This window comes from Nocardia canadensis, from assembly GCF_032656385.1.
Taxonomy (GTDB): Bacteria; Actinomycetota; Actinomycetes; order Mycobacteriales; family Mycobacteriaceae; genus Nocardia; species Nocardia canadensis.
Genome location: NZ_JAVCWB010000010.1, coordinates 1,971,635 through 1,983,697 on the forward strand (window position 1 = coordinate 1,971,635; position 12,063 = coordinate 1,983,697).

Annotated in this window: 13 protein-coding genes; 6 read left to right on the top strand and 7 right to left on the bottom strand. The window is 69.8% G+C overall.

The features are described from left to right. Positions 1-226 precede the first annotated feature (226 nt). Positions 227-958, bottom strand: coding sequence for a Clp protease N-terminal domain-containing protein (locus Q7X29_RS32325; RefSeq protein ID WP_218722103.1), 732 nt, complete (start codon positions 956-958; stop codon positions 227-229). Positions 959-1,030: 72 nt separating this feature from the next. On the opposite strand from Q7X29_RS32325, the gene Q7X29_RS32330 reads away from it, so the two are divergent. Continuing rightward, complete coding sequence (locus Q7X29_RS32330) at positions 1,031-2,305, top strand: hypothetical protein (RefSeq protein ID WP_316576277.1); 1,275 nt, start codon at positions 1,031-1,033, stop codon at positions 2,303-2,305. A gap of 33 nt (positions 2,306-2,338) precedes the next feature. Here the strand turns inward: Q7X29_RS32330 and Q7X29_RS32335 are convergent, their stop codons facing one another. The 5 genes from Q7X29_RS32335 to Q7X29_RS32355 form a co-directional block, all read right to left on the bottom strand. After that, positions 2,339-3,427 carry an NAD(P)/FAD-dependent oxidoreductase gene (locus Q7X29_RS32335; protein ID WP_316576278.1) on the bottom strand — a complete coding sequence of 363 codons (1,089 nt, stop codon included), beginning with the start codon at positions 3,425-3,427 and terminating at the stop codon, positions 2,339-2,341. An 82-nt stretch (positions 3,428-3,509) separates the two neighbouring features. Then, a complete protein-coding gene (locus Q7X29_RS32340) occupies positions 3,510-4,400 on the bottom strand; it encodes an RNA polymerase sigma-70 factor (RefSeq protein WP_218722105.1) in 891 nt (296 codons plus the stop codon). A 70-nt stretch (positions 4,401-4,470) separates the two neighbouring features. Continuing rightward, positions 4,471-5,340: a CDP-alcohol phosphatidyltransferase family protein gene (locus Q7X29_RS32345; protein ID WP_218722106.1), complete on the bottom strand. Its 870-nt coding sequence runs from the start codon at positions 5,338-5,340 to the stop codon at positions 4,471-4,473. Continuing rightward, positions 5,337-6,050 carry a phosphatidylserine decarboxylase gene (locus tag Q7X29_RS32350; protein ID WP_218722107.1) on the bottom strand — a complete coding sequence of 238 codons (714 nt, stop codon included), beginning with the start codon at positions 6,048-6,050 and terminating at the stop codon, positions 5,337-5,339. Before Q7X29_RS32350 ends, Q7X29_RS32345 begins: the two co-directional genes overlap by 4 nt. Before the next feature lie 76 nt (positions 6,051-6,126). Beyond that, positions 6,127-6,399, bottom strand: coding sequence for a GlsB/YeaQ/YmgE family stress response membrane protein (locus Q7X29_RS32355; protein ID WP_218722108.1), 273 nt, complete (start codon positions 6,397-6,399; stop codon positions 6,127-6,129). A gap of 239 nt (positions 6,400-6,638) precedes the next feature. On the opposite strand from Q7X29_RS32355, the gene Q7X29_RS32360 reads away from it, so the two are divergent. The 5 genes from Q7X29_RS32360 to Q7X29_RS32380 all read left to right on the top strand — a co-directional run bounded on the left by Q7X29_RS32360 (position 6,639) and on the right by Q7X29_RS32380 (position 11,657). Then, a complete protein-coding gene (locus Q7X29_RS32360; RefSeq protein ID WP_316576279.1) occupies positions 6,639-7,667 on the top strand; it encodes a beta-ketoacyl-ACP synthase III in 1,029 nt (342 codons plus the stop codon). Positions 7,668-7,858: 191 nt separating this feature from the next. After that, a complete protein-coding gene (locus tag Q7X29_RS32365; RefSeq protein ID WP_218722110.1) occupies positions 7,859-8,038 on the top strand; it encodes a hypothetical protein in 180 nt (59 codons plus the stop codon). A 46-nt stretch (positions 8,039-8,084) separates the two neighbouring features. After that, entirely contained in the window at positions 8,085-9,752 is a 1,668-nt protein-coding gene (locus Q7X29_RS32370) for an FAD-dependent oxidoreductase (protein ID WP_218722111.1), read from the top strand. 82 nt (positions 9,753-9,834) lie between these two features. Beyond that, positions 9,835-11,304: an ATP-binding protein gene (locus Q7X29_RS32375; RefSeq protein WP_316576280.1), complete on the top strand. Its 1,470-nt coding sequence runs from the start codon at positions 9,835-9,837 to the stop codon at positions 11,302-11,304. Further along, positions 11,304-11,657, top strand: a complete 354-nt coding sequence (locus Q7X29_RS32380) for a UBP-type zinc finger domain-containing protein (protein ID WP_218722113.1) — start codon at positions 11,304-11,306, stop codon at positions 11,655-11,657. The genes Q7X29_RS32375 and Q7X29_RS32380 overlap by 1 nt, the downstream gene beginning before the upstream one ends. Positions 11,658-11,662: 5 nt before the next feature. Here the strand turns inward: Q7X29_RS32380 and Q7X29_RS32385 are convergent, their stop codons facing one another. Next, positions 11,663-12,052 carry a hypothetical protein gene (locus tag Q7X29_RS32385; RefSeq protein WP_316576281.1) on the bottom strand — a complete coding sequence of 130 codons (390 nt, stop codon included), beginning with the start codon at positions 12,050-12,052 and terminating at the stop codon, positions 11,663-11,665. Positions 12,053-12,063 lie beyond the last annotated feature (11 nt).

A 12,063-nucleotide genomic window follows, 5' to 3' on the forward strand; every position in this document is an offset into this window, starting at 1 on the left:
CATGTCTATGGCTGACACACGAGACGACCACAGGTTGGATCGCCCCAAAGTACGCTGGCCAGGTGCGGTGCCCGCGACGGACGACCGAGGGTGTCGATGGAACCCGATCTCACCGTCCCGACCTGGCACTCAACAGACGCGAGTGCCAAAGCCATTTTTAGCACTCGGGTAGTGAGAGTGCAAGGTCGCGCCCGACGAGAGGACCGCGCCGGGCGCGTCCAGCGGCTCAGGACTCGTACTCCGCCGCGGCCAGGAACTGGTTCAGCAGCTCCACCAGATCGGCCTCTACCACAGCCTTGTCCAGGCCGAGGTCACTGAGCACGCCCGTGCCGTTCTCCTGCTCGAGCAGCGCGAGCAGGATGTGCTCGGTGCCGATGTAGTTGTGGCCGAGGCGCAGCGCTTCGCGAAACGTCAGCTCCAGGGCCTTCTTGGAGTCGCCGTCGAACGGGATGAGCGCCGGGATGTCGTCGGTCGCGGGCGGCAGCGAGGCGACGGCCGCGGCCCGCACCGACTCCAGGCTGACCCCGCGGGCGACGATCTCCTTGGCGGCCAGGCCCTCGGACTGGTCGATCAGGCCGAGGATCAGGTGACCGAGGGTGATCTGGTTGTTGCTCGCGGACCTGGCCGACTCCTGGGAACCCACGACGACCTGCCGCGCCCGATCGGTGAACTTGGCGAACCCGGCCTGCGGGTCCATGGCCGCGGCGTCGCCGGGCTGCTTGGGCACGAAGCGCTTCTGGGCAGCCTGCTTGCTGACGCCCATACTGACCCCGATATCGGTCCAGGAGGCGCCGGAGCGGCGGGCCTGGTCGACGAAGTGGCCGATGAGATGGTCGGCCACCTCGCCGAGATGACCTGCGGCCACCACGGCGTCGGAGAGCTGGTCGAGAACGTTGTCGGGGCGGGCCTTCTTGATGCCGTCGATCAGATCGTCGAGGCGAATGTTCGGGGTGCTCATGCGTCAACTCTAAGTTGACGATTTGCGATCGTCAACCATTGGTTGACGATTTCTCGATGGCAGAGTGTTCCCATGGGGAGATTTCGGCGCACGGCCCGGTGGGCGCTGCGCGTAGTGGGGATTGTCGTGACGCTGGCGTGCGTGGTCGGTCTGGGCCGGTTCCTGTGGCCGCAGCCGGGCATCGATGAGCAGCCGGGGTCGACCGAGCGGCAGCTGGCGTTCCTTCGAGCCGCGCTCGACGACGGCGCGGATGTCGCCGCGCAGAGCCAGTTTCCGGAGGGGCACTTCTTCCTGAACGCGCTCTATGGGCTGTCGTGGGTGCAGGCGGCGCACACCGACCCGGTCCTGCGTGCAGCGGCGTTGCGCGAATCCCGTTGGGCGCTGGCGCGAGTGGAATCAGCCGAGGGGCGGGCGGTGTTCAGCCCGGCGCTGCGGCCCGCGTACGGGGTGTTCTGGGCGGGGTGGACCAATTGGTTGCGTGGGGCGATCCTGTCGCTGGACGCCGACGATCCCGACGAGGTGCGGCGATTCACCGCGCACAGCGAGGAGATCGCGCAGGCGTTCGCCGCGTCGGACACACCGTTCCTGCAGGCCTATCACGGCCAGGCCTGGCCGGTGGATTCCACCGTGGCGGTGGCCTCGCTGCGGTTGCACGACAGCCTGTTCGGCGAGCGCTTCGGCGCGGTGACCACCCGCTGGCTCGCCTCGGCGCGGGCGCACCTCGATCCGGCCACCGGACTGCTGCCGCACCGGGTCGCGCCGGACGGGACCCGACTCGACGGCGCGCGGGCCACCTCGCAGACGATGATCCTGCGCTTCCTGCCGGAACTCGACGCCGACTTCGCCCGGAGCCAGTACCAGCTGTTCCGCGACCAATTCCTGTCCTACCCCGGCGGTTTCGGACCCGCGCTCCGGGAGTACCCGCGCGGGGTGGACAAGGCGGGCGACGTCGATTCCGGACCGCTGGTCGGCGGGATCAGCCTCTCCGCGACGGTGGTCGCACTCGGCGCCGCCCGAGTCAACGGTGACCACGACCTGGCCGCGGCGATCGGCTCCGAAGGCGAACTGCTCGGGCTGCCGATGGAGCTGCCCGGCTCCAAGCGGTACGCCTTCGGGCTGGTGCCGATCGGGGACGCTTTCGTGGTGTGGTCGTCGACGGCTCGGCCGCTCACCACGGAACCGGCTGTGGGCGCGCTGGATCTGCGCTGGTGGTGGCGGGTGCCGTGGTTGATCGTGCTCGGTGTGATCGCCGGTGTGCCCTGGGTCGGGTCACTCGGCGGAGCGATCCGGCGCAGGCCCGAACTCTCGGGAGACCGCGAAGGGAAGCCTCGGGCCGCCGCCCTGTAGGGACCCGGACCAGGAACGGCTTCGCCCCCTCGCTCAGCGCAGACCGGCCGCTCTGCCCGCGAAGCGCACGATCCGCTCCTTGACCCAGGCACCGGTGCGCCCACGGACGACGCGGGTCGCCGGGCTGTCGTCGGCGTGGAGGAACTGGATGACGGCGTCGCGGCGACCCAGGCTGACGCACTGCAACTGGTAACGGAAGGTCATCGGCTTCGGCTCGATGCCGTCGGCGCGGGCCATGATGGCCTTGGCGACGTAGGCCCCGGCGGGCAGGGCTGTCGCGCAGGCCATCCGGAGGGGGCGATCGCCGGGGCCGTCGATCAGCGCGGCGTCGCCCGCGGCGTAGATGGCGGGGTGGGAGATCGAGCGCAGCGTCGCGTCGGTGCGGATGCGGCCCTGCTCGTCGACGTCGAGGCCCGCGCGGCGGGCCAGGTCGGGGACGGTGAATCCGGCGGTCCAGACGACAGCCGCCGCGGGCAGCACAGTGCCGTCCACCAGGCGGACACCCTCGGGCAGCACCTCGGCGACCTTGACGCCGGACCTGATCTCGACGCCGAGAGCGGTCAGCGTGGTGCGGATGTGCTCGGCCGCGCGGGCGGACAACCAGCTGCCCGGCTCCTCCGAACCCAGCAGTGTGACCCGCGAATCCCGGTGCGACTCCGCCAGTTCCGCCGCGAGCTCGATGCCGGTCGAACCGGCGCCGACGACGACCACCGGACCCGCGGGCAGCGCCCGGATGTCCTCGGGGACCGCCACGGAGTGCGCGTACTCGGCGACGCCCGGCACGCCGGCGCGGTCGGCGGCGCTGCCGAGGGCGTAGACGAGGGTGTCGTAGCCGATCGCCCACTCGCCGTCGAGGTAGACCTGTTTCGCGACCGGGTCCAGCGCGGTGACCTGTGCTCGCACGAATTCGACGCCCTTGCGCTCCAGCAACTCCCGCAGGTCCCAGCGCCTGATCGACTGGCCCGCGGCCGCCTGATGCAGGCGCACTCGTTCGACGAACTCCGCGCGGGTATCGACCACCGTGATCGCGGCGCCGCGCGCCTTGCTCGCCAAGCGGCGCGCCGCGCCGAGTCCCGCGTATCCCGCGCCGAGGACGACGATTCGCTGCTGCTGCCCGGTCATGGTGTGGCTCCTCTCGACAATGCCGACACCTTCCAGACCGGACAGCCCCCGATTTCCTGACAGCTCGGTGCGGTGATCCGGGTCACGCCTGCTCGGCGACCAGAAACCCCAGCTTGTCGGGGTTGACGACGATGCGGATCGCGTCGACCCGGCTGTCGGCGTCGAGCTCGAAGAGCATGACCGAGCTCGCGACGACACCGTCGGCCCGCACCACCAGCGCGAGCTCGCCGTTGATCTCGGCGACGGAGAACGAGCTCGCGGGGGTGAGGAACTTGTTCAGGCCGATCAGGTAGCGCGCCACCAGGTCGCCGCCACGCACCGGGCGACGGGCCGCGGTGATCTTGCCACCGCCGTCGGCCGTGGAGACCACATCGTCGGCGAGCATCGCCCGCAGGGCGGTGACGTCGCCGGTGCCGGCGGCGAGCAGGAACCGGTCGATCAGCGTGCGGGCGTGTGACTCGGGCACCGCGAAGCGCCGCTTGCCCGTGCGCACCCGTTCGCTCGCGCGGTGCAGGATCTGCTGGGAGTTGGCCTCGGTGAGGTCGAGCATCGCGGCGATCTCGGCGTGCGGGTAGCCGAACGCCTCGCGCAGCACGAAGACCGCGCGCTCGATCGGACTGAGCCGTTCCATCGCGGTGAGCAGGGCCAGCGAGATCGACTCGCGGGCCTCGACCGTCTCCAGCGGGCCGAGGGCCCCGCCGCCGGTCGGGACGGGTTCGGGCAGCCACGGGCCCACATAGGTCTCGCGCCGGGCACGGGCGGACACCAGCCAGGTACGGCACAGATTCACCGTGACGGCGGTGAGCCAGGCCTCGGCGTTCTCGATCCCCGCCGGATTCGCGGCAGCCCAGCGCAGATAGACCTCCTGCACGATGTCCTCGGCCTCCGTCGCCGCCCCGAACATCCGGTAGGCGAGCCCGAACAACCGCGACCGATGCCGGAGGAATTCATCGACCTCGTCGTCGCCCCTCACGTGCCCCTCCCAGATCTGCCCACCCGATCCCCCGGGCCACCTCACCACCACGGTTTCGCCCGCCGAAAACTCAGTCCCGTGGACGACGCAATCGCAGGCGGGCCGAACCGCGGATCGCCGGGCGGCGGATCTGCGGGATCCGGCTCTGCGCGCGCCGCTGGGCCCGGCGCTCGGCCGGCTTGTGCTGCCAGGTCTCCGGGCGGGCCGCGACCCAGCGGGCCGAGCGCCAGGCGAACGGGATGTGCGCCAGGTACAGGCCGACCAGGATCAGCAGCAGCACGATCGGGTAGGTCACCAGGAGCGCGGCGGCCAGGGCCACCAGCACCAGCAGACCCGCGGCCGCCTGGGGCGCGACCGAGACCGACTTCATCGCCAGCGTGGGGATGGTGCTCACGCACAGCAGCGCGGCGAAGATCGTCCACGCGGCGACGAAGGCGAAACCGTCCCACCAGCCGTCACCGAACTGCACTTTGAGCGCGATGGGGACCAGGGCGATCAGCGCGCCCGCCGGGGCGGGCACGCCGACGAAGTACTCGCGCGCCCAGTTCGGGCGGGAGTCGTCGTCGAGCAGGGTGTTGAAGCGGGCCAGGCGCAGCACCAGGCTCACCGCGTACAGCAGGGCGACGATCCAGCCCGCGCTGTAGCCGTCGAGCAGGGTGACGTAGAGGACCAGCGCGGGCGCGACGCCGAAGGAGATCGCGTCCGAGAGCGAGTCCAGTTCGGCGCCCATCTTGCTGGTCGCGTCGAGCATCCTGGCCAGGCGGCCGTCGAGGGTGTCGAGCACGGCGGCGGCGCCGACCATGGCCAGCGCCACGTCCAGCTCGCCGTCGAGCCCGAACTTCACCGCGGACAGACCGGCGCACAGCGCCAGGATGGTGACGACGCTCGGCAGCAACCGGACCGAGCGCGGACGCTTCCGGCGGGCGGCCTGTTCGATCATCCCAGCACAGCCAGGACTGTTTCGGCCCCGATCGTGCGCTGGCCGGGGGCCACCAGCAATTCGGTGCCCACCGGGAAGTACGTGTCGACGCGGGAGCCGAACCGGATCAGGCCGTAGGTGTCACCGATGGTGAGCACATCGCCGACGCGCGCGTCGCAGACGATGCGCCGCGCGAGCAGACCGGCGATCTGCACGACGACGACCTGCTTGCCGTCGGCGGTGTCGATCACCATGCTGTTGCGCTCGTTGGCGTCGCTGGCCTCGGGCAGATCGGCCGAGAGGAACTTGCCCGGCTGATGCAGCACCTCGCGCACGGTGCCGGACACCGGGACGCGCTGCACGTGCACATCGAGCACCGACAGGAAGATGCTGACGCGCGGCAGCGGCTGATCGCCGAGACCGAGCTCGGCGGGCGGCACCGCGGTGTCGACCAGGGCGACCTCACCGTCGGCGGGCGCGACGACGACGCCCGCCCGGTTCGGCGGCACCCGGTGCGGGTGCCGGAAGAAGGCCGCGCAGGCGCCGGCGGCGGCGAGCCCGGCCCGGCGCACCCATTTGTTCCGTCCGCCGACGACCGCGACCGCCAGCGGCACCGCGACAAACGGCAGGCCGGCGGGGTGTAGCGGTGGTACAGCGGCCCGCACCAGGTCGACGACATGGCCGACGCCGGTGGTTTCGGGCGTGCCGGGCGGAGTGGGGCGGCGTGCCACGGGCTCCCTCTTTCGTGGTGTGACGACAACGCAAGCGTTCACACCTTACGCCGAACCCCGCCGCATCCACCCGTGGTCAGTGCGCCGCTTTACGCCCTGTGAACAGCTTCACGAGGTACAGCAGGATGCAGGCACCCGCCAGACAGGTGAAGAAACTGAAGATCCAGCCCGCTCCCTCGACGTCGACGCCGAAGAGGCTGAGGATGAATCCGCCGAGCAGACCGCCGACGACTCCGACGACGATGTTGAGCAGGATGCCCTGCTGCGCGTCGGTCTTCATGAACTTGCTCGCAATCCAACCGGCGAGGCCGCCGATGATGATCCAACTGATTATCCCGAGTCCAAGCATGGTGTCCTCGTTCCCTCGATGGGTCGGCGAGCAATCGCCTTGTCTCCAAGGTATACCCCGGAGCAGTTGTGACATAAGACACGAATCGGCGGGGCGGACGCGCTAATATGAGGCGTCCTCATGTCTGCGCGTTCACATGTTGTCCACGCGGGGGTCATGGGCGATGAGCGACGGATTTCGATGCTTCGGGTACACCCAGCGGTGCGACCGCAGGTTGACAGGTACATAGGAGACGCAACATGGCTGCTCGAATCGCCCAGACGACTGGGGCTGAGCACACCGCGATTCTCGGTTTGGGCGTCTACCGCCCGGCCCGGGTGGTCACGAACGACGAAGTCGCGGGGCCGATCGACTCGAGCGACGAGTGGATCCGCACCAGGTCCGGGATCAAGACCCGGCGCTTCGCCTCAGCCGAGGAAACCATCCAGACGATGAGCGTCGCGGCCTCGCGCGACGCCCTGGCCGCGGCGGGCATCGCGGCCGATCAGGTCGACTGCGTCATCGTCGCGACGTCCACCCATCTGCTGCTCACCCCCGCCATCGGCCCACGCATCGCCACCGACCTGGGGATGACCGGCGCCGCCGCCTTCGACATCTCGGCCGGCTGCGCCGGGTTCTGTCACGCCCTGGCGATGGCCTCGGATCTCGTGCGCGCGGGCACGTCGAAGAACGTGCTGGTGATCGGCGTCGAGAAGCTGACCGACACCGTCGACTTCACCGACCGCTCGACGGCGTTCCTGTTCGCCGACGGCGCCGGCGCCGTGATCGTCGGCCCGGCCGCGGACCAGGGCATCGGGCCGACCGTCTGGGGCTCGGACGGCACCCAGCACCACGCCATCCGGCAGAGCAAGGACTGGATGGAGTTCTTCGCCGAGATCGACGAGAAGGGCACCGACGCCGTGCGTCCCTATCTCGAGATGGAGGGCACCGCGGTGTTCCGGTGGGCGGCGCACTCGCTGGAGAAGGTCTGCCGGGACGCGATCGATCGGGCCGGGCTGACCACCGAGGACCTGGACGCGATGATCCCGCACCAGGCCAACGGCCGGATCATCGAGATCATGGCCAGGGTGCTCAAGCTGCCGGAGAACTGCGCGCTGGCCAACGACATCGAGGATTCCGGCAACACCTCCGCGGCGTCGATCCCGCTGGCCATGGAGGCGCTCCTACGCAAGGGCGAGTCCAAGCCGGGCGATACCGCGCTGCTGATCGCCTTCGGCGCCGGACTGTCCTACGCCGCACAGGTTGTCACCCTGCCCGCCTGGCGATAGCCGAGGCAGCAACTTCGCCCACCGCTCGACAGGCAGGCCCTCGGGCAGGCCGCCGAGCGGTGGGCTCGCCGTGTCCACCCTGTCCCGCTTGCACCAATCCGGACACGCTGGCAAACTCTTCGCTAATCGCCGTTGCTGATCGACGATGCTCAGCTCCCAGCGTTCCCGTCGTCAACCCGAGGTGATCGGCCGTGAAAATGCGTTCCTTCCTGCCGCGCAGGCACACCAACGACGTCCCGCTGCTGCCGACCATCGAGCCGGACGACAGCTCCGCGCTGCGCGCCGCCCTCACCCGCCGTAAACGCGACGAACGCCTCGAACGCCTGCTCACCCCCAGCGAACTGGACCTGGTGCTGCACAACCAGCTCTGACCACGCGCGGCGGCGCACCACCTCCACGGAGGGGGATACTTCTCTGGTGAGCACTCCAGCGGTAACCAAACCGGCCATTCTGAGCGTTGACGACGATCCGGGGGTCTCCCGGGCGGTGGTGCGCGACCTGCGCCGCCGCTACGGCGCGGACTACCGGATCCTGCGGGCCGAGTCGGGACCACAGGCGCTCGAGGCGCTGCGGGAGATGAAACTGCGCGGCCAGCCGGTCGCGGTGCTGATCGCCGATTACCGGATGCCGGGCATGGACGGCATCGAATTCCTGGAGCAGGCGATGGACCTGCACCCCTACGCGCGCCGCGTCCTGCTGACCGCCTACGCCGACACCAACGCCGCCATCGACGCGATCAACGTCATCGATCTGGACCACTACCTGCTCAAGCCGTGGGACCCGCCGGAGGAGAAGCTCTACCCGGTGCTCGACGGCCTGCTCGACGCCTGGCGCAGCGCGGAGCAGCGGCCGGTCCACGAGACGAAGGTGGTCGGCGATCGCTGGTCGCCGCGGTCCTCGCAGGTGCGCGAGTTCCTGGCGCGCAACCAGTTGCCGTACCGCTGGTACCCCGTCGACGAGCCGGAGGGTGCGCGGTTGCTCGAGGCGGCGGGCGCCGATCCGCTGACCTGTCCGGTGGTGATCACCGCGGCGGGCACCGCGCTGATCCAGCCCAGCGACAGCGAGCTCGCCGAGAACGTCGGCCTCACCGTGGAACCCAGCGGCGACTTCTACGACCTGATCGTCGTCGGCGGTGGCCCGGCCGGGCTCGGCGCCGCGGTGTACGGCGCGTCCGAGGGACTGCGCACGGTGCTGGTGGAACGCACCGCGACCGGCGGACAGGCCGGGCAGAGTTCGCGGATCGAGAACTACCTGGGCTTTCCCGACGGCTTGTCCGGTGCGCAGCTGGCCGACCGGGCGCGACGGCAAGCCGCCAAATTCGGCGCGGAGATCATCACCACCCGCGATGTCGTCGGGCTGGAGGTCAACGGGTCGGCGCGCACGGTGCGCTTCGCCGACGGCGGCAAGCTGTGCGCGCACACGGTGCTGATCGCGACCGGCGTCGACTACCGGCGTCATCCGGCACCCGGCGTCGACGAGTTCACCGGTCGGGGTGTGTACTACGGCTCGGCGATGACCGAGGCGGCCGAGTGCGCTGATCAGGACGTCTACATCGTCGGCGGGGCCAACTCGGCCGGACAGGCCGCGGTGTTCCTCTCGCGCAACGCCCGTCGGGTGCACATCGTGGTCCGGAGCGACGCGCTGGAGAAGTCGATGTCGCACTACCTGATCCAGCAGATCGCGCAGATCCCGAACATCGTGGTGCACACCGAGACCGAGGTGGTCGGCGTCGACGGTGACGATCACCTGGAACGGATCGTGCTGCGCGACAACCGCACCGGCACCGAGGACAAGGTCGACGCGCAACGGCTGTTCCTGTTCATCGGCGCCGCGCCGCAGACCGGCTGGCTCGATGGCGTCGTCATCCGCGACGACGCCGGCTACGTGGTGGCCGGACCCGACCTGATGATCGACGGCGCCCGCCCGCCGGGCTGGGAACTGCCCCGCCCACCGCATCACCTGGAGACCAGCGTCCCCGGTGTCTTCGTGGCGGGCGACGTGCACGCCGAATCGGCCAAGCGGGTCGCCTCCGCGGTCGGTGAGGGCGCGATGGCGGTCATGCTCGTCCACCGGTACCTGGCATGAGTAGCCAGCGGCCGGGGGCGGGAGCGGAGCGTCACCACGGGGGCCGTCCGATCATGCCCACTGCTACTGCTCAGGAGCGGCGATGACCGACAGCATGCTGATCTGCGATCCGAACGAACTGCGCACGCTGTTCCTGTTCGAGAAGCTCGACGACGACCAGCTCGCGCAGCTGTGTGAGGCGGGCCGGATCGAATACATCGACCCCGGCCCGGTCTACCGCGAGGGCGAGCCGGCGACCTGCTTCTACGTGCTGATCGACGGCGAGGTGCGGCTGACGAAGCTGTCCGGCGGCATCGAGATCGAGATCAACCGCACCGACCACCGCGGCGTCTACGCGGGCGCCTGGATGGCCTACCTGGGCGACAAGGTGAGCCAGGACTACGCGGGCTCGATGTATGTCCAGCGGCGCTCCCGGTTCCTGGTGCTGGCGGCCGCGGACTTCGCGCGGATGGTCAAGGACTGGTTCCCGATGGCGGTGCACCTGCTGGAGGGCGCCTTCTACGGCGGGCAGAAGTCCAGTCAGCGGATCGCCGAGCGGGAACGGCTGCTCGCGCTCGGATCGCTGTCGGCCGGGCTGACCCACGAGCTCAACAACCCGGCCGCCGCCGCGGTGCGGGCCACCGCCGGCCTGCGCGAACGCGTCGCGGGCATGCGCCACAAGCTCAAGATGATGGCCACCGGCAAGTTCCCGCCCGAGGCGCTGGTGCATCTGGTCGATCTGCAGGAGCAGGCGGCCGAGCGGGTCGCCAAGGCGCCCGACCTGTCGCCGCTCGAGGCCGCCGACCGGGAGGACGCGCTCGCCGACTGGTTCGACGAGCACGGCATCGCCGACGGCTGGAACCTGGCGCCGACCTTCGTCCAGGCCGGGCTCGACATCGACTGGCTCGAAGGCGTGCACGCGACCCTGGAGGCCTGCCAGGCGCAGGTCTTCGAGGGCGCGATCCGCTGGCTGAACTACACCATCGAGACCGAGCTGCTGATGAACGAGATCGGCGACTCGACGGCCCGCATCTCCACCCTGGTCGGCGCGGCCAAGCAGTACTCGCAGATGGACCGCGCGCCCTACCAGGTCGTCGACCTGCACGAACTGCTCGATTCCACGCTGGTGATGCTCAATCGCAAGCTCGGTGACGGCGTGCGGGTGGTCAAGGACTACGACCGCTCGCTGCCGCCGGTCCCGTGCTTCGCGGCCGAACTCAACCAGGTGTGGACCAACCTCATCGACAACGCGGTCTACGCGATGGACGGCGCAGGCACCTTGACGCTGCGCACCTACCAGGAGAACGACTGCGCGGTCGTCGAGATCGGCGATACCGGCCCCGGCATCGCGCCCGAGGCGAAGGGCCGGATCTTCGAACCGTTCTTCACCACCAAACCGGTCGGTGACGGCACCGGACTCGGCCTCGACATCTCGTTCCGGATCGTGGTCAACAAGCACAACGGCGACATCCGGGTCGAATCCGAGCCGGGCGACACCCGTTTCATCGTCCGCCTGCCGCTCGATCCCCAGGCGGACAACGACAGCACCCCGTCGAACACAGGAGATCAGTGATGGCTGAAGAGTTCGAAGGTATCGACACCAGCGTCCCGCCGAGCGGGGCCGGTTGCGTGGAATGCGACGCCGCGAACGGCTGGTGGGTGCATCTGCGCCGCTGCGCCGAATGCGGGCACGTGGGCTGTTGCGACAGCTCGCCGAGCCAGCACGCGTCGAAGCATTTCGCCTCGACCGGGCATCCGTTCATGCAGAGCTACGAGCCGGGCGAGGACTGGTTCTACAACTTCACCACCAGCGAGATGTACAGCGGCGGGCCCGAACTCGCGGCGCCGACCAGTCATCCGATCGGCCAGTCCGTGCCGGGACCGGCCGACCGGGTGCCCGCGAACTGGCAGTCACTGGTCCACTAGCAGCGCTAGGGCGTGATCCCGGCGGCCTCGGCGACGGTCTTGTCGGCGTTGCCCGGCGCGAGGCAGACCAGCTTCGCGGTGCCGAGCGCCACGTTCGGGCTGCCCTCGAAGGGGCTGCCCGGATTGGCCGCCAGGATCTGCTCGATCGCCTGCTTCTCACCCTCGGTGTCGAGTTCCTTGAACTGACCGCAGGTGATCTCGGCGGCGGCCGGCGCGGCGCTCGCCGATGTCGTCGGCGCGCCGGCCTTGGTCGTGGTGGTGGCACTCGCGCTCGCGCTCGAGGTCGGTGTGCCCTTGCGCAGCCCGCTCGCGTCGGCGGCGTCGTCGGAACCGCATCCGGCCACCGTCAAGCACAACGCCCCAGCAGCCAGGACGACGAGGGAGATTCGATTCATCTGCAGCTCAC